Source organism: Stenotrophomonas sp. YJH_SMC_73 (assembly GCF_059370155.1).
The window spans coordinates 529025-546572 of record NZ_JCAFTJ010000001.1; the positions used below are offsets into that span (position 1 = coordinate 529025).

At 65.3% G+C, this 17548-nt stretch carries 12 protein-coding genes; 10 read left to right on the forward strand and 2 right to left on the reverse strand.

Annotated elements, in window-relative coordinates; translation table 11 throughout:
* Positions 1-8: 8 nt before the first annotated feature.
* From AC5P8R_RS02390 to AC5P8R_RS02405, 4 genes are all read left to right on the forward strand, one after another.
* Positions 9-1094, forward strand: a complete 1086-nt coding sequence (locus AC5P8R_RS02390; protein WP_495222985.1) for a CblD like pilus biogenesis initiator family protein — start codon at positions 9-11, stop codon at positions 1092-1094.
* Positions 1095-1111: 17 nt separating this feature from the next.
* Positions 1112-1819, forward strand: a complete 708-nt coding sequence (locus tag AC5P8R_RS02395) for an alpha-fimbriae chaperone protein (protein ID WP_014648264.1) — start codon at positions 1112-1114, stop codon at positions 1817-1819.
* Positions 1820-1881: 62 nt separating this feature from the next.
* Entirely contained in the window at positions 1882-6537 is a 4656-nt protein-coding gene (locus AC5P8R_RS02400; RefSeq protein ID WP_495222959.1) for an ESPR-type extended signal peptide-containing protein, read from the forward strand.
* Between the two features lie 69 nt (positions 6538-6606).
* Entirely contained in the window at positions 6607-7353 is a 747-nt protein-coding gene (locus AC5P8R_RS02405; protein WP_014648263.1) for a membrane protein, read from the forward strand.
* A gap of 357 nt (positions 7354-7710) precedes the next feature.
* On the opposite strand, the gene AC5P8R_RS02410 is transcribed toward AC5P8R_RS02405, so the two are convergent.
* Both AC5P8R_RS02410 and AC5P8R_RS02415 read right to left on the reverse strand, forming a co-directional pair.
* A complete protein-coding gene (locus tag AC5P8R_RS02410) occupies positions 7711-8355 on the reverse strand; it encodes a hypothetical protein (protein WP_043034094.1) in 645 nt (214 codons plus the stop codon).
* A gap of 212 nt (positions 8356-8567) precedes the next feature.
* Positions 8568-10991, reverse strand: coding sequence for a penicillin-binding protein 1A (locus AC5P8R_RS02415; protein ID WP_014648261.1), 2424 nt, complete (start codon positions 10989-10991; stop codon positions 8568-8570).
* Between the two features lie 219 nt (positions 10992-11210).
* On the opposite strand from AC5P8R_RS02415, the gene AC5P8R_RS02420 reads away from it, so the two are divergent.
* From AC5P8R_RS02420 to AC5P8R_RS02445, 6 genes are all read left to right on the forward strand, one after another.
* On the forward strand, positions 11211-12269 hold the full coding sequence (locus AC5P8R_RS02420) for a pilus assembly protein PilM (RefSeq protein WP_014038321.1): 1059 nt from the start codon (positions 11211-11213) through the stop codon (positions 12267-12269).
* Positions 12269-13150: a PilN domain-containing protein gene (locus AC5P8R_RS02425; protein WP_014648259.1), complete on the forward strand. Its 882-nt coding sequence runs from the start codon at positions 12269-12271 to the stop codon at positions 13148-13150. Before AC5P8R_RS02420 ends, AC5P8R_RS02425 begins: the two co-directional genes overlap by 1 nt.
* Positions 13147-13803, forward strand: a complete 657-nt coding sequence (locus AC5P8R_RS02430) for a type IV pilus inner membrane component PilO (RefSeq protein WP_014648258.1) — start codon at positions 13147-13149, stop codon at positions 13801-13803. The genes AC5P8R_RS02425 and AC5P8R_RS02430 overlap by 4 nt, the downstream gene beginning before the upstream one ends.
* Positions 13803-14336 carry a pilus assembly protein PilP gene (locus AC5P8R_RS02435; protein WP_005418914.1) on the forward strand — a complete coding sequence of 178 codons (534 nt, stop codon included), beginning with the start codon at positions 13803-13805 and terminating at the stop codon, positions 14334-14336. The genes AC5P8R_RS02430 and AC5P8R_RS02435 overlap by 1 nt, the downstream gene beginning before the upstream one ends.
* A 21-nt stretch (positions 14337-14357) precedes the next feature.
* Positions 14358-16328, forward strand: coding sequence for a type IV pilus secretin PilQ (locus AC5P8R_RS02440; RefSeq protein ID WP_262224771.1), 1971 nt, complete (start codon positions 14358-14360; stop codon positions 16326-16328).
* A 186-nt stretch (positions 16329-16514) separates the two neighbouring features.
* A complete protein-coding gene (locus AC5P8R_RS02445; protein ID WP_014648255.1) occupies positions 16515-17540 on the forward strand; it encodes an AAA family ATPase in 1026 nt (341 codons plus the stop codon).
* Positions 17541-17548 lie beyond the last annotated feature (8 nt).

Sequence of the window (17548 nt, forward strand, 5' to 3'; positions counted from 1 at the left end):
TTCTGGTGATGCCACGGGCGTGGGCGCAACGTCCACCTGATACGGATCCGCCGGCCGGTGTGATTATCCGTGACATCAACATGGGATGGGATCGCTCGGCGATGCCCGGTGACATCGAGATTCTGGCGCCCAAGACTTTGATCGCGTACGACATAGATCTGAGTAAGCAGTACGGAAAGCTCTACCTGACGTGCGAGTCAGCCAGTGACCCCACATCTGGAATGTGTCGTACCGAAGATACAGAGGCAGAAAGTGGCGATGTAACCAGTGTGATACCGGTACGGGCGATAGAAGAGCGCACGGGAAGTCCAAGCACGATCAACTTCGCTGCTTCAATCTATAGGGCTGATTCCACCCAGATATGCTCACTCGATTACTTTCGGGATACCAGGTATGCGATCTGGTCATCGCATTCAAGACCTTGCGGCAGTGACTATGCAGTCGGTACCGGGCTGACCATTGCGATCGCTGGGGACAGCATTGCCCGCTTGGTTGCCGGTCGCTGGAGGGGCAGTCTCGAACTCAATCTGAGAATGCCACCGGGAAGGCATCTGGCTAAGTACATCGTCAACTTCGACTTCACCGTCACCGACTACGACGCGATCTCGATCTACTTCCCGGGCTTCGACGGCATCGCACCGCTGGTCAACATGGACCTGCGCTACGACCCCATCCGCAAGATGGTCGGCGGCTACAAGGAAGTGGACATGTGCCTGTACGACGGCGTGGGCTCGCAGAGCGAGTTCCTCGGCGTCACCGTGCGCGACAGCGGTCCACGGCCCCCGCCCGGACGGGACTTCGCAGTCTGGCACGGGGACGGCGGCAGCGATGACACCCAGCGCCTGGACTACCAGGTCGGCCTGAAGTACGGCGGAAACCTGCTGGCCATGAAACACGGCGAGGAACAGCTGCTGCGCGGTATCGACAGCGCGCAGCTGCGCCTGGTGATGCTGCCGGGCATCAATCAACCCGTGTACTGCGTGCCCACGCCGCTGGTGCTGGAAACGCCGCCTACGCCCATCGCCAGCAAGCGGCCCGGTCTCTACGACGGCGAGCTGACGGTAGAGCTGCGCGTGCCGACCGCCAAACCCTGATCCCACGGAGCCTCATCATGAAGAAGCTGTTGTTCTGTCTGCTGCCGTTGAGCGCGCTGCTGGCGCCGCCGGTACATGCCAACCTCTCCATCCATCCAATGCGCGCGGCCGTCGATGGCAAGCGCGGTACGCAGATCCGCGTCTACTCGCACTCCACCCAGCCGCAGTACGTGCAGGCACGCCTGTTGCGCATCTCGAATCCCGCCCAGGCTGGCGAGGAAGAGGTGGACATGGAGGCGGCCGATGCCGCGGTCGCCATCACCCCTGGGAAGTTCGCACTCAGTGGCGGAGGCAATCGCCTGATCCGGGTGATTCCGCTACGCAGCGTGGAGAAGGAAGTGGCCTACCGCGTCTACTTCGAGGGTGTCAGGGGACCGGACGGGACCCTGCTCGAGGGTGACGAGCAGGCGGCACAGGCCAACGTCGGCGTCAGCCTGGTCTGGGGTGCGCTGGTGAACGTGCTGCCCGCCAATGGCAGCGTGGATCTGCAACTGCAGGGCGACACCCTGCGCAACGTGGGGACCTTGCGGGTGGGCATCACAGGGCTGGCCGAGTGCACCGGCAGTGGTGCCTGCACGACCCACGACTTTGCCAAAAGCCTGTACCCGGATGCGGAGCTGAAGCTGCCGTTCCAGCCTCAGCCGGGCAACACCGTGCAGCTGCATTACCGCCTGTCCAAGGACGGCTACCGCGAGCACGTAACCACCCTGGCGCCAAGCGCCTGATCGTTCCTGGCCCCGCGCTGTTCGCGGGGCCTCATTTTCGATGTCCTGTTAAGGAAGAGAGCATGAATCATATCTATCGTCGTATCTGGAGCAATGCAAAGCAGTGTTGGGTGGTCGTGGGCGAGCTGGTAGCAGCGCGTGGAAAGCCACGAAGCACCTTGATTCATCGTCGCGGGACCGCACTGATTGTCTTCATCGCACTGGCCGGTGCGGCCGGCAGCGCGAATGCGGGCCTCGATGTCGGTTGTTCGGGTGACAACGGGAACATCCGGCACTGCATTCCATTCATGGGTGTGTGGGATCCGCGCATGTCGACAGGCTATGCCGACATGAGTTTGGATGTGACGAACTCGATGGCGATCGGTGCGGGGTCCAGGATCTACGGAAGCTACTCATTCGCCTTCGGTCAAGGCGCACGGATCGAGAAGCGGAACAGTGTCGCTTTTGGATACCACTCTACTTCCTCCGACGTTGACAGCGTGGCGATCGGTTACACGTCGCGTACCGGCAGCAATGGAGGCCACAATGTCGCCATTGGGGCCAAGGCCTTTGCCGATTACATTGGCGCAACCGCTTTGGGAAACAGCTCAACGGCTCGCGCTGAGAATGCTGTCGCCATTGGAAGCGGCGCCTCGGCCACCGCATCGAATGCGGTGGCCATTGGTGCCAATTCGGTAGCCAACGGAAGCAACACAGTCTCGGTGGGAAGTAGCAGCATTAAACGTAGGATCGTGAATGTCGCATCAGGTAACATTTCCTACGGCAGTTCGGACGCGGTCACCGGTGGTCAGCTGTATGAAACCAATCAGAATGTAGCCTCGGCGCGAAGCACTGCGGATTCGGCTTACTCGACCGCCAGGACGGCCAGGACTGTTGCCGATACGGCGAAGTCCAATGCGGACAATGCCTTGTCGAAAGCCAATGTGCTTTCCGGCCTCCTGAGCCAGACGTCTGCCTCGGGGAACGTTCGCCTAGGTGCAAGTAACAGCGGAACTGTGCTGGACGTCCGCAACAGCGCCAGCGCCAATCGCAGGATCACGGGCGTGGCGGATGCCACGCTGAGTACGTCCAGCACCGATGCTGTGTCAGGCAAGCAGTTGAATGCCACCAACACCAAGCTGGCAGATGCACAGCGCGTCGCAGACGCGGCAGCCGCGCGCCTGAACGCATCCGCCCCGGCTATCGGGCTGGCGGCAGAGGCGGAAGGGAGCGGAAGCACCGCCAGCGTAGCGATGGGGCGCTCGGCGAAGGCCTACAACACCAACAGCATCGCAGTTGGTGCAGATGCTCGGGCCGGTGTCGACGCCAACGGCGACAAGAGCGCTGCCACCGGTGCAGTTGCTCTCGGTGCTGCAACGCGCGGTGGCAATGGCGCGGTGGCGGCAGGCCTGCGTGCTTCGGCAGTGGGTGATCGCGCCGTGGCCGTGGGCAATGATGCGACGGCCGCGGCGACCCATGCCGCCGCGCTGGGCTACAAGGCAGATGCGAGCGGCAATCAGGCCGTCGCCATTGGCCGGGAGGCCGCCGCATCGGGCTTGTATTCGACGGCGCTTGGCAATCTTGCAAAGGCAGGGGCCGAAAGTGCCATTGCGTTGGGCGACCGCGCACTGGCATCACATACGGGAAGTGTCGCTCTGGGCAACGGCTCGCAGACCAACGGCATCAACCAGGTCTCGATCGGCAGCTCCAGTATCAAGCGCAAGATCGTCAACCTGGCGGATGGCGCTGTCAGCAGCAGCAGTACCGAGGCCATTACGGGCAAGCAGTTGAATGAAACCAACGGCCGGGTAACGACTGCACAGAATGCCGCGAATGGAGCGCAAGCCACTGCCAACGCCGCACAGGTTGATGCCACCAAGGCCTTGGCTGAAGTCACTGTATTGGGTGGGCTGATCGGGCAGGTTTCGGCCACGGAGGCTGTCCGCCTGGGTGAAAAGAACAGCGGCACCGTACTGGATGTGCGCAACAGCGCGAATGCGAACCGTAAGCTGACCGGCGTGGCCGATGGCGTGGTCAGCGCCAGCAGCTACGAAGCCGTCAACGGCAGGCAGCTCAATGCCACCAATGAGAAGGTGGTGGCTGTGGAAGGCATGGCCACCTCTGCGGCTGCGGACGCGACCCTGGCAAAAGCGGATGCGGCCAAGGCGCTGGCCGAAACAGCGGTTCTGGGCGGGTTGGTGGCGCAGGTCTCCGCCTCTGGCGATGTTCGTTTCGGAGAGAAAAACAGCGGTACGACCCTGAATGTGCGTAACAGCGCCAATGCCAACCGGAAGATCACTGGTGTGGCGGATGGTCTGCTGGACGTTGGTAGTGCCGATGCAGTCAATGGCGGGCAGCTGCATGCGGTTGAGCAGTCTGCGCAAGGAGCGAGGAACACCGCAGATGAAGCTGTTAGACGAATGGAGGAAATTGCTGAGAGTTCGCGCTATTTTTCGAGCGGGAAGGGTGGGCCTGAAGGTGCGGCGCGAGCAGGCTTGATCGCCGTTGCTATTGGTGATTCCGCCGAGGCATCAGTTTCAAGTGAGGGTGCTGTCGCCGTAGGTGGCTTCTCTTCTGCTCGTGGCAAGAATTCTGTTGCTTTGGGCAGGGCTGCTCGCGTGGATGAGCTAGCTGACAATGGGTTCGCTCTTGGCGTTCTCGCTTCGGTGCAGGAGGCTGGTGGTGTCTCGATCGGGGCGAATAGCATTGTTCAGAAGGGTGCCACTAGTGCATTGGCTCTCGGAGCCTCATCTGTAGCCGATGAGGCCCATACCGCCTCGTTTGGCAGTGACGAGGTTAAGCGCCGGCTCACCAACGTTGCTCGGGGCACCGACGACCACAACGTCACCACTGTCTCTCAGCTCAAGGATTCCCTCGCCACTCTCGGTGGTGGTGCAGGCATGGATGCCAACGGCAACATCATCGCCCCGACCTACACGGTACAGGGTGGAACTCAGAGCACCGTTGAGGACGCGCTGATGGCACTCGATGGCGCTGTCGTCACCGCAGGTCGTCGCGCGGACAAGGTGGAAGGCCAGCTCAGCTTGATCTTCCAGGACTCACCTTCGACCCGCGCCGACGGCATGAACCAGATCGCGCTGAACGGCGTGAATGGCATGGTGCTGACCAACCTGACTGACGGCCGAGTGGCGCCAGGAAGCCGCGATGCTGTAACCGGCAGTCAGTTGTACGCCGCAGAGCAGAAGATCTCGCAGAATCGGAACGATCTGGAGGCGATGCGCAAGGAGCGGGAGATGGGCGAGCAGGCCATGCGTGGATTGGATGCGAGCGTCATCGACTACGGCGGTGCGCGTTTGACTGGCGTGGCCGAGGCGAAGCTGTCGACTGATAGCTCGGATGTTGTGCGCGGAAGTCAGCTCTATGAGACCAATGGTCGACTCGATGCACTGGAAGATGCTGGTCAGTTTCTCAGTGTGGGTACAGGTCCCACGACTGGCCGCGCGGAGGCCGGCCGAGCCGGGGTCGCGCTTGGCATCCTTGCAAAGGCGGGCACCGAAGGAGGAACTGCGATTGGGTCACGCTCTCTTGCGTTGGGGGTGAACTCGGTGGCACTTGGGCGGGGATCGACCGTCTTCAATGGTTCCGATTTCAGCATTGCCATTGGGACGGGCGCGGAAGTCGGAACGTATGATGGTGGAACCGCAGTTGGTGGGATCGCTCTCGGCATCGGTGCGAGGGTTCGGAATGGTGCCGACGGTTCGATGGCGCTTGGGTTCGGCTCGTATGCGACCGAGGTAGGAGTTGCATCGTTCGGTAATGGTGAGATGACGCGCCGTCTCGTAAACATCGCCAACGGCACCGCCAACCACAACGCCGCCACCGTCGGCCAGCTGCGCGGTGCACTCTCCGCCCTCGGCAGCGAAGTCGATACCAATGGCAACATCGTCGGCCCCAGCTTCAACGTGCAGGGCCAGTCCCAATCCACGCTCAATGGTGCATTGGAAGCGCTCGACGGCGCAGTCGTCAGCACCACCTCGCGGGTGAACCAGGTCGAATCCCAGCTCCGCTCCGTGTTCCAGGAAACTCCCTCGGTGCGTGCAGACGGCACCCACCAGCTCACCCTGGCCGGTGCCAACGGCATGGTCATCTCCAACGTGGCCAACGGCCTGATCGCGGCCGGCAGCCGCGATGCGGTCAATGGCGGCCAGCTGCATTCGATGCAGCAGCAGATCAACGGCCGCATGGATGGGCTGGAGCAGCGTATCGACGATCATCCGCAGGCCCGCGCCATGTCGGCGGCGTCCACGCCTTCGCCATCCACCGAAGAGATCGCGCCGACGCCGGAGACCGGAGGCTCGCCGCAGATCGCCTCAACCGGTGAAGGTGACAAGCCGGCCCCGCAGCCGAAGCCGAAGCAGGACGACACGCCCAAGCCGCAGGTCGACACCGCCGAGCTGGAGAAGATGCTGGCCCGCGCCAACGAGTACACCGATGGTGCGATCAGCACCTTCGAACGCCGCCTGGACAAGATGGACAAGCGCTTCAACCGCATGGCGGCGATGAGCAGCGCACAGAGTGCGATGGCGATGAATACCGCCGGCCTGGCTACCTACAACCGCCTGGGTGCGGGCGTGGGTTACAGCGAGGGTGAGTCGGCGATGGCGGTGGGCTACCAGCGCGTGCTGAACGAGAAGGGTTCGGCCACCTTCAGCCTCAATGGTGCGTTCACCAACAGCGGTGAGCGCAGCATGGGCGTCGGCGTGGGCATCGGCTGGTAAGCCGTGCAGCCCCGGCGTGGTGCGCGTAATGAACCCCGCCGCGCCGGGGTCCTTGCCGAGGAGATGGCAATGTATCGATGGGTAAGCCGATTCATCAGCTACCGCACGTTCTATCTGTGGCGGGCGCGTTTCTACTACTACACCCGCAATCTGGATCGCTGGGTGCAGTTCACCTTGTTGTGCCTGGTGGGCATGGTGCTGGTGCTCTGGTACCACTGGCGGGTGGCGAGCGTGCCGCCACCGCGCGTGCATCCGGAGGCTGCCGCGCTGCGCGTGGAGAACATCACCCAGGAAGCGATCCACCGCATCGTGCTGGTGCGGCATGGCGGCCCGACACCGGGCGAGCCGTTCACCACGCCGGAAGACGTCCGCGCGGGAACGCTGCGCACCCTGCGGGTGCGACAACTGCTGGACAGTGAGAGGGTGTGGCAGCTGAAAGCCCACATGCTGGCCGACATGGCGGCATACATCGAAGCCACGGGCAGCTGCTTCCCCTTCCCATGCTGGCAGGTGAGCCACCGGCTGGAGCTCATGCGTGCGGCGGAGGCGGAGAACGCGGCCATCAACCGGGGGCTGGAGCCGGTGCTGGAGGTGCCGTTGGACAGGATGCCCAACCTCAACGGCGGTGAGCGCGCGCGGATACAGACGGCGTGGTCGGACCCGTTCGGCGATGTCTACAACCAGACTTGGTTGCTGGGCGATCTGCAGAACATGCACGCGCGGATGATGATGGCGTACCCGCAGCGGGTGGGAGCACCGTGGCTGATGCGCCTGCTTGGCGATGAGCCGGAGGAGCAGCACCATGATGTCTGGTAGGGCAGCGCGCCTTCTGTAGAGCCGAGCCATGCTCGGCTGCTCTTGGACCAGGTGTCCGGATGCCTGATGCATCGTGCGGACCAACGGTCCGCACCCACCAGAAGAAGGAAGCAGGCAACGCGCCTTCTGTAGAGCCGAGCCATGCTCGGCTGCTCTTGGGCCAGGTGTCCGGATGCCTGAAGCACCGTGCGGACCAACGGTCCGCACCCACCAGAAGAAGGAAGCAGGCAACGCGCCTTCTGTAGAGCCGAGCCATGCTCGGCTGCTCTTCGGTCAGGTGTCCGAATGTCTGAAGCGCAGTGCGGACCAACGGTCCGCACCCCCCAAGGCCGGAACCACCCAAGGTCGGCGCAACCGTCACCCCCCGATGTACGCGGTGATCTCCGCCTCGGCCAGCAGCTGCCGCAACTGTGCGACAGACGCGCGTCGCATCGGCTTCTCGTCCACCGGCGACAAGGGCGCCTGGCGCAGGGCGTCATACGGCAGCACGGCCAGGTCGAAGGTCAGCTCCTCGGCGCTGAACACCCACACCGGCACGTCCAGGCTCCGTTCGCGGTCCATCCGCAGTCGGCGCGTCCGCGACTCGGCGGGAATGCCGTGCTCGTCCAGGAAGCGGTGCACGGCTTCCGGGTCGTCGCTGTGCAGGTGCAGCTGTACGGGGCTGTTGGCGTCGGCGGTGCCCTCCAGCACCGGGCCGGCCAAGCGCGGTGCGAAGCCGTGCAGGAACTCCAGCGCGCGCATCGCGGCTTCGCGGCGGCGCTGCAGTTCGTTGCCGTGCTGGGGGCCGGAGAACAGCCGCTGGTACTCGCGCAGGGCGTCTTCGATCTCGGTGTTGCGGGGCAGGGAGGCATCGTCGTGGATGCCTAGCCGGCTGGCGGCCTTCAACTTGGCCTGATGGTAGTCGCGGATGCCGCCTTCGGCCATCAGGCGGGCGGCTTCGTGGGCGAGGCGATGGCGCCGCTCGCGGGTCTGGCTGGCAGCATGCTGACGGGCGCGATGCATGCGATGACTCCTGTTGCGACCTGGCTACAGACTAGCGCACGGATGTGACATCCGCGTGGGTATTTCATTGAGGCCAGCAAGCGGGTGCCGTTGATCCTGTAGAGCCGAGCCCATGCTCGGCTGCTCTATCGCAGGCGCCCGGAGCCGAGCATGGGCTCGGCTCTACAGCTGCATCGGTGCCAACTCACCGTTGGCACCCACCGGACCCTTCCTCAGAAGATATCGAACGCGGCGGCGTCGGCCTGCGGCGTATTGAGGTTCAGGTCGTAGTCGGTCAGGCGGTCCATGTCTTCCACCTTCACCCACTCGGTCGCGCCGTTGAGGGTGGCCTGGACCATGCCGCTGGGCGGGTCGTTCTGCGCGATCGGGGTGTCCTTCAGCGCGGTGCGCATGTAGTCGATCCAGATCGGCAGCGCCGCCTTGCCACCGTACTCGCGGTAGCCCAGCGAGCGGAAGTCGTCGCGGCCCACCCACACGGTGGTCACGTACGGGCCGCCGAAGCCGGAGAACCAGGCATCGCGGTGGTCGTTGGTGGAGCCGGTCTTGCCGCCCACGTCTTCGCGGCCGAGCACCTTGGCCTGCACGCCGGTGCCGCGCTGGACCACGTCGCGCATCATCGATACCAGCTGGTAGGCGGTGCGGGCGTCGATCGCGCGCGGGGCAGTGCGGGCATCCGGGTTGGCCGGTGCCGCCGGGGTTTCGACCTTGGCTTCGGCCTTGGCTGCGGCGGCCGGGTCCACCTTCGGGGCCGGAGCGCCGAAGTTGAAGCCGTCCACCACCTGGTTGACCGGCTGGTCGCTGCTGCCGGCGCAGTCGCGGCAGGCCAGCGCCGGGTTTTCCTTGAACACCAGGTTGCCGTCGCGGTCATTGACCTGGTCGATCAGCCAGGTGTCCACGCGCGAGCCGCCGTTGGCGAACACGGCGTAGCCGCGCGCCACCGACAGCGGGGTCAGCGAGGCGGTGCCCAGCGACATCGACAGGTTCGGCGGCAGCTCCGATTCGGCAAAGCCAAACTCGCTGATGTACTTGCGTGCGTAGTCCACGCCCATGCCATCGAGCAGGCGCACCGACACCAGGTTGCGTGACTGCACCAGCGCTTCGCGCAGACGCATCGGGCCGCGGAAGCCGCCGCCGTCGTTCTGCGGGGCCCAGGTCTTGCCGCGGCGGTCGCGGAACACGACCGGGGCGTCGAGCACGATCGAGGCCGGGTTGTAGCCCTTGTCGAAGGCGGCTGCGTAGACGAATGGCTTGAAGCTCGAACCCGGCTGGCGGCGGGCCTGGGTGGCGCGGTTGAACTTGTTGCCGGAGAAGCTGAAGCCACCCACCAGCGCCTTCAGCGCGCCGCTGTGGGCATCCAGCGAGACCAGCGCGGACTGGCCGCGCGGGATCTGGTCCAGCAGCCACTCGCCCTCCTTGGCCCCGGCGCGCACGCGCACGATGTCACCGCGCTGCACCAGCTTGCCCGGGGTCTTGTTGGTCCACTTGGCGGCGCCGGCCGGCAGCACGATCTCGCTGCGGTTGGCCAGCACCACGGTGGCGCTGCCGTCGGCGCCGGTGCTGGCGACGATCGCCGGCAGCAGGCCGGCTTGGCCGTACATGCCGCGCAGGTGCTCGGCCAGGGCGGCGGCGTCTTCGCCGGCACCCACCTGCACCTGCTTCTCCACGCCGTGCCAGCCGTGGCGGTGGTCGTACAGCAGCAGGCCGTCGCGCACCGACTGGTTCGCGGCGGTCTGCAGGGTGGAGTCGATGGTAGTGGTGACGTGATAGCCCTTGTTGACCACGTCGCCGCCGAAGCGGGCGATCATCTCCTGGCGCACCAGCTCGGCCACGTACGGAGCATCGACCTGCACCGGCGGCTCATGCGCGGTGGCGTGCATCGGCACGGCCTTGGCCGCGTCGGCCTCGGCCTGGCTGACGAATTTCAGGTCGGCCATGCGCTGCAGCACGTAGTTGTCGCGGCGCTGGCGGGCACGCTCCGGGTTGGAGATCGGGTTGCCCGACGAGGGGAACTTGGGGATGCCGGCCAGCGAGGCCATCTCATCCAGGTCCAGCTCGTTCAGTTTCTTGCCGTAATAGAACTCGGCGGCAGCGGCCACGCCGTAGGCGCGGTTGCCGAAGAAACTCTTGTTCAGGTACAGCTCGAAGATCTCGTCCTTGCTCAGCTCGGACTCGATCTTCCGCGCCAGCAGGATCTCGGCCAGCTTGCGGGTGTAGCTGTACTCGGAGCTGAGGAAGAACTGGCGGGCCACCTGCTGGGTGATGGTGGAGCCACCCGGCACGCGCTTGTCGCTGGTGGTGGCCAGCAGCCAGACCGCCCGGCCGATGCCCATGTAGTCCACGCCGCCGTGCTCGTAGAAGCGGGCGTCCTCGGTCGCCAGGAAGGCCTGCTTCAGCTTCTCCGGCACGTCCTTCATGGTGATCGGGGTCCGCCGGGTCTCGCCGAACACCGCCATCAGCTTGCCATCGGCAGCATAGACGTACATCGGCTCCTGCATTTCCACGTCGCGCAGGGTCTGCACGTCGGGAAGCTTGGAGGAAACGGCGTAGTACAGACCGCCCACGGCGGCCGCGCCGATCAGCGCCAGGACCAGGACAATCAAGAAGATCCAGCGCAGCCAGCGGCGGAGTCGAGTCATCGGGTTCAGATTCCGATTGCGAATTTCGTGGTCGCAGAGTATAGATTACGCAAGGTGCCGGCTGGGGTCGGCACCGGGGAGCGCAAGGGGAACAGTCAGGGGCTGCATGGTGAATCCGTGAAGGAATTCACAGCAGGGCCGTTGCCATTTGCTAAGAATACGTTATTAATGCTTGGGCGCAGGTCTTGCGTCCAAGTGCCCGTCGGCAGGGGAGAAACCGTGGGGCTCATCCCAAAAAGTCAGTCGCCGCTCGTAGGCGTCGACATCAGTTCGACTGCGGTAAAGCTTTTGCAGCTGTCCCGCAGCGGCAATCGTTTCCGCGTGGAACATTACGCTGTGGAACCTCTGCCGCCCAATGCGGTGGTGGAGAAAAACATCGTTGAAGTGGAGGCCGTGGGTGAGGCCATCCGTCGGGCGATGAACCGTTCAGGCAGCAAGGCCAAATTGGCCGCTGCCGCCGTCGCGGGGTCGGCAGTGATCACCAAGGTGATCCCGATGCCGGCCGATCTCGACGAAAACGACATGGAAGCCCAGATCGAGCTGGAAGCGGTCAACTACATTCCGTATCCGATCGAGGAAGTGAACCTGGACTTCGAGGTGATCGGGTCGATCCCGAACAACCCGGAGATGGTCCAGGTGCTGCTGGCCGCGTCGCGTTCGGAGAATGTCGAGCTGCGCCAGTCCGCGCTGGAACTCGGTGGCCTGCAGGCCAAGGTGATGGACGTGGAGGCCTTCGCGGTCGAGAACGCCTACGCCCTGGTCGCCAGCGAGCTGCCGGTATCCATCGACGGCGTGGTCGCGCTGGTCGATATCGGCGCCACCATGACCACCCTCAATGTCCTGCGCGGCGGCCGCAGCCTCTACAGCCGCGAGCAGGTGTTCGGTGGCAAGCAGCTGACCGACGAGATCATGCGCCGCTACGGGCTGAGCTACGAGGAAGCCGGGCTGGCCAAGCGCCAGGGCGGCCTGCCGGAAAGCTACGAGATGGAAGTGCTGGAGCCGTTCAAGGAAGCCACGGTCCAGCAGATCAGCCGCCTGCTGCAGTTCTTCTACGCAGGCAGCGAATTCAACCGCGTCGATCACATCGTGCTGGCCGGCGGCTGCGCCGTGCTCGGTGGCCTGCCGGAGATGGTCGAGGAACAGCTGGGCGTGCCGACCGTGGTCGCCAACCCGCTGGCGCAGATGACCCTGGGGCCGAAGGTGAACGCGCATGCGTTGGCCCAGGATGCCCCCGCGCTGATGATCGCGACCGGTCTGGCGCTGAGGAGCTTTGACTGATGGCACGCATCAATCTATTGCCCTGGCGCGCCGAGCGGCGCAAGCAACGCCAGCGCGAGTTCTACGCAATGCTGGGCATGGCCGCCGTCGGTGGCCTGCTGCTGTCGCTGATGATCTGGTTCTACTACGACCGTCAGGTGAGCGGCCAGATGGACCGCAATGCCTATCTGGAAGCCGAGATCGAGAAGGTCAAGGAACAGAACAAGGAGATCGACCGCCTCGACGCGCAGAAGGAACGCCTGCTGGCGCGCAAGAAGGTGATCGAGGAGCTGCAGGCCAAGCGCTCGCAGATGGTCCACCTGTTCGACGCGCTGGTGCGCACCATTCCCGACGGCGTGGTGCTGACCGCGCTGAAGCAGGAAGGGGATGTACTGACGCTGGAAGGCCGCACCCAGTCCAACGCCCGCGTTTCGGCCTACATGCGCAACCTGGAGACCTCCGGCTGGATGACCAACCCGGAGCTGTCGATCATCGAAGCGCGTGACCCGGAGAAGGACAAGGACGGCAAGGCCGGCCCGCTGGCCGACATCAAGGCGCTGCCCTACGTGTTCGTGGTCAAGGTGAAACTGCCGGCACAGAGCGAAGAGGTGTCGGCGACGCCGGGCCTGAACGCCGATGGCTCGGTGGCGACGGCTGCGCCGGCACCGGTGGCACCGTTGGCCGCAGGTCCGGATGCCGCGACGCCTGCGGCCCCGGCAGCGGGCCAGCCGGCAGCAGCTCCCGCCGCACCGGCCACTGCACCGGCCACGCCGGCCAAGCCGAACCAACCGGCCGCTCCGGCCGCCGCGCCGGCCCCGGCACCTGCCCCGAAGCCTGAGGGCAGCCGCCTGGCGCAGCCGCCGCAGGCCTTCAATGCGCTGCTGCAGGGGGACCGCGCATGAGCCAGAAGATCGACATCAAGAACCTGGATTTCAACGACATCGGCAACTGGCCGCAGAAGGCCAAGATCGTCTTCTGCTCGTTGCTGGCGCTGGTCATCATGTTCGTGGCGTGGATGCTGCTGATCAGCGGCAAGCGCGAAGAACTGGCCGGCCTGGAATCGAAGGAAGTCGAGCTGCGCACCGAGTTCACCAAGCAGCAGGAACGCGCGGTGAACCTGGGGCCGCTGAAGCAGCAGCTGGCGCAGATGGAGCAGGTGCTGCAGCAGATGCTGCGGCAGCTGCCGAGCAAGACCGAAATGCCCGACCTGATCATCGACATCTCGCAGACCGCGCTGTCCAGCGGCCTGACCAACGAGCTGTTCGAGCCGGAGCAGGAGCAGATCAAGGAGTTCTACGCCGAGAAGCCGATCAAGCTGCGCATGGTGGGCAGTTACCACCAGTTCGGCGCGTTCGTCAGTGGCGTGGCCTCGCTGCCGCGGGTGGTGATCCTGACCATGCATGACATCAACCTCAAGCCCAAGGAAAAGACCGGCGGCAACGTCCGCAGCGGTGCACTGGAACTGTCCGGTACGGTCAAGACCTACCGCTACCTGGACGAGACCGAGGTGCAGGCGCAGCAGGCGTCCGACGCTGGCAAGGAGGGCAAGAAGTGATGCGCGCGCAGACCGTACGTGGTGCGATGGTGCTGGCTGTGCTGCTGCTGGCTGGTTGCGGCCGTGGCGTGACCAGCACGCCCGGCGACGCACCGAACCTTGAGAAGTGGGTGGAAGGCGAGCGCGCGCGACCGGCGCAACCGCTGGAGCCGCTGCCGGTGATGCAGCAGTTCGAGACCTTTGAATACTCCGCGCAGGGCATGCGCGATCCGTTCACCGATGCCTGGACCAATCCGCAGCAGGGGAACGGCGGATTGCGACCGGACCCGAACCGGCGCAAGGAGCCGTTGGAAGGCTTCCCGCTGGATGCGCTGGACATGGTCGGCACCATCGGTACCGGCGCAGGTACCGTGGCGCTGGTGATGGGGCCGGACAAGGTCACCTACCGGGTTCGCCCGGGCGGTTACCTGGGGCAGAGCGACGGGCGGGTCACGGCGGTCTTCGAAGACCGCGTGGAGCTGATCGAACTGGTGCCGGATGGCGCGGGTGGCTGGCTGGAACGGCCGGCAACGCTCTCGCTTGAAGATCAATGATCGTTTACTGGGGATAGCACGATGACCTTTCACCAAGCCAAGGGGCTGCGTCCCATCCGGCGCTCTACCTTGAACCGTGTCAGCGCGCTGGGAGTCGCGCTGATGCTGGCCTGCGCTCCGGCGCTGGCTGCCGCACCGGCGGAAAAGCCGGTGGGCGCCACCGTGGCACCGGCCGCCGCGCCGGCGGGCCTGTCGGTGGCCAAGATCGATTTCAAGCGTGGCGATGACGGCGCCGGGCGCCTGATCGTGCAGTTCGACGGGCAGGGCGCGATCCCTGACCTGCGCACGCAGGGCAACAGCGTGGTGGTCGACGTCGGCAATGCCCGGCTGCCGGCCAACCTGCAGAAGCCGATGAACGTCACCGACTTCGCCACGCCGGTACAGCGCATCGACGCCAAGCCGTCGGGCGCCGGCACCCAACTGGTGCTGAGCACCGGTGGCGCGGTGGAGTCGCTGGCCTACCAGAGCGGCAACGAATACGTGGTCGAGATCAGCCCGCGCCAGGCCCAAGCCGCCGTGGGTGCGGTCACCGCCGGCAGCGTCACCCAGGCGGCCAAGGCCGTCGGCCAGCGCGGCTTCACCGGCAAGCCGGTGACCTTCAACTTCCAGGACGTGCCGGTGCGCACCGTGCTGCAGTTGATCGCCGAGGAGTCCAACCTGAACGTGGTGGCGTCCGACTCGGTGCAGGGCAACGTGACCCTGCGCCTGGTCAATGTGCCGTGGGACCAGGCGCTGGACATCGTCCTGCGCGCCAAGGGCCTGGACAAGCGTCGCGACGGCAGCGTGATCTGGGTGGCGCCGCAGGCCGAACTGGCCAAGTTCGAGCAGGAAAAGGAAGACGCGCGCATCGCCATCGAGAACCGCGAAGACCTGCAGACCGACTACATCCAGATCAACTACCACAGCGCCACGCAGATCTTCAAAGCGCTGACCGAGGCCAAGGGCATCGGCGGCAGCGGTGGTGGTGGCAGTGGTGGTGGTTCGGGCAGCTCCTCGCAGGAAGACAGTGGCTTCCTGTCCTCGCGCGGCCGCATCGTGGCCGACGAGCGCACCAACACGCTGATGATCAGCGACATCCCGAAGAAGATCGCGCGCATGCGCGAGCTGATCAACGTGATCGACCGCCCGGTCGACCAGGTGCTGATCGAAAGCCGCATCGTCATCGCTACCGACACCTTCGCCCGCGAGCTGGGCGCGAAGTTCGGTGTCAGCGGCAGCCGCGACAACGTGTACTTCAGCGGTAGCCTGGATGCCAATGCGAAGACCCGTGAGTCGCAGGTTGCGACCGACCTGGCCAATGCCAAGGCCGAGCGTGACTGGGAAGCCGGTGGCCGGGTCGGCCCGCCGCCGGTGAAGTCCGGCTCGGCGATCACCCGCGGCCTGAACTGGAACCTGCCGGTGGCCGCCGCCAGCAACCCGGGTTCGCTGGCGCTGTCGATCCTCAATGCCGGTTACCTGCTGGACGTGGAGCTGTCTGCCATGCAGCAGGAATCGCGAGGCGAGGTGATCTCCAACCCGCGCGTGGTCACCACCAACCAGCGCGAAGCGATGATCAAGCAGGGCAAGGAAATCGGCTACGTCACCATCAGCGGTGGTACCGCTGGCGGCGTGGCGACGCCGAACGTGCAGTTCAAGGAAGTGGTGCTGGAGCTGAAGGTCACCCCGACCATCACCAACGACAACCGCGTGTTCCTCAACATGCAGGTGAAGAAGGACGAAGTCGACCAGCTGATCCAGCTGGAGGGCTACGGCACCGTGCCGTCGATCAACCGACGCGAAGTCAACACCGCGGTGCTGGTCGAGGATGGGCAGACCGTGGTGATCGGTGGCGTCTACGAGTTCACCGATCGCAACAGCATCAGCAAGGTGCCGTTCCTGGGCGACGTGCCGTTCCTGGGCAACCTGTTCAAGAAGCGCGGTCGCAACAAGGACAAGGCCGAGCTGCTGGTGTTCGTCACCCCGAAGGTGCTGCGCGTGGCCAAGCAGAACTGAGCCGTCGCACCGGAGTCTTCGAAGAAGGGCCGCCCCGTGCGGCCCTTCTTCGTTTGGGCTGGCGGCATGCACGAAGCAGATCCATGCCCAGCGTGGACGGCTGTTCAGCGGTTCTTGATGCCAATCGCAGGGCACCCTGCGATGATGTCGGGAACCCGTGCCGTCCTGCGCCGGTCAAAGGCCCCCATGAACCTGCCACCGCCGATGCCCGAAACCGTCTCGCCGCCGCCCGCGCCGGCCACCTCCCGCCTGCATGCGGCGTTCACCCAGCTGCGCGACGCGCTGTCGGCCGAGATCGTCGGCCAGGCGGCACTGGTCGAACGCCTGCTGATTGCATTGTTGGCCGACGGCCATCTGCTGGTGGAGGGCGCGCCGGGCCTGGCCAAGACCACGGCGATCCGTGCACTGGCCTCGCGCCTGGAAGCAGACTTTGCCCGCGTGCAGTTCACCCCTGACCTGCTGCCGGCCGACCTCACCGGCACCGAGATCTGGCGCCCGCAGGAGGGCCGCTTCGAGTTCGTGCCCGGCCCGATCTTCCACCCGATCCTGCTGGCCGACGAGATCAACCGGGCACCGGCCAAAGTGCAGTCGGCGCTGCTGGAGGCCATGGGCGAGCGCCAGGTCACGGTTGGCCGCCATACCTATGCGCTGCCGCCGCTGTTCCTGGTGATGGCCACGCAGAACCCGATCGAGCAGGAGGGCACCTTCCCGCTGCCGGAAGCGCAGCTGGACCGTTTCCTGATGCATGTGCGCATCGGTTACCCGGACCAGGCCGCCGAATCGGAAATCCTGCGGCTGGCCCGTGAGCGTGCCCGTGGTGCATTGGGCGAGGCTGCGCCGGCGCCGGACAAGATGCCGATGCAGGACGTGTTCGACGCCCGCCGCGAAGTGCTGGACCTGCACATGGCACCGGCACTGGAGCGCTACCTGATCGAACTGGTGCTGGCCTCGCGCGATCCCGCGCGCTACGACGCCGGCCTCGGCCGCCGCATCGCCTGGGGGGCAAGCCCGCGCGGTTCCATCGCACTGGAGCGCTGTGCCCGTGCGCGGGCGTGGCTGGCCGGCCGTGACTTCGTCACGCCCGACGACGTGCGTGCAGTCGCCGCCGACGTGCTGCGCCATCGCGTGCTGCCCAGCTATGAAGCCACCGCCGAGGGCTGGGACGGCGAGCGCCTGGTGCAGGAGCTGCTGGCCCGGGTGCCGGCACCCTGAGCCTGCGC

Excerpts from the sequence above, each read along its gene's own strand:
- AC5P8R_RS02430 (WP_014648258.1), top strand. The coding sequence starts at position 13,147 with ATGAGCCAGAAGATCGACATCAAGAACCTGGATTTCAACGACATCGGC.
- AC5P8R_RS02440 (WP_262224771.1), top strand. The coding sequence starts at position 14,358 with ATGACCTTTCACCAAGCCAAGGGGCTGCGTCCCATCCGGCGCTCTACC.
- AC5P8R_RS02415 (WP_014648261.1), bottom strand. The coding sequence starts at position 10,991 with ATGACTCGACTCCGCCGCTGGCTGCGCTGGATCTTCTTGATTGTCCTG.
- AC5P8R_RS02400 (WP_495222959.1), top strand. The coding sequence starts at position 1,882 with ATGAATCATATCTATCGTCGTATCTGGAGCAATGCAAAGCAGTGTTGG.
- AC5P8R_RS02405 (WP_014648263.1), top strand. The coding sequence starts at position 6,607 with ATGTATCGATGGGTAAGCCGATTCATCAGCTACCGCACGTTCTATCTG.
- AC5P8R_RS02425 (WP_014648259.1), top strand. The coding sequence starts at position 12,269 with ATGGCACGCATCAATCTATTGCCCTGGCGCGCCGAGCGGCGCAAGCAA.
- AC5P8R_RS02410 (WP_043034094.1), bottom strand. The coding sequence starts at position 8,355 with ATGCATCGCGCCCGTCAGCATGCTGCCAGCCAGACCCGCGAGCGGCGC.
- AC5P8R_RS02435 (WP_005418914.1), top strand. The coding sequence starts at position 13,803 with ATGCGCGCGCAGACCGTACGTGGTGCGATGGTGCTGGCTGTGCTGCTG.
- AC5P8R_RS02395 (WP_014648264.1), top strand. The coding sequence starts at position 1,112 with ATGAAGAAGCTGTTGTTCTGTCTGCTGCCGTTGAGCGCGCTGCTGGCG.
- AC5P8R_RS02445 (WP_014648255.1), top strand. The coding sequence starts at position 16,515 with ATGAACCTGCCACCGCCGATGCCCGAAACCGTCTCGCCGCCGCCCGCG.
- AC5P8R_RS02390 (WP_495222985.1), top strand. The coding sequence starts at position 9 with ATGCCACGGGCGTGGGCGCAACGTCCACCTGATACGGATCCGCCGGCC.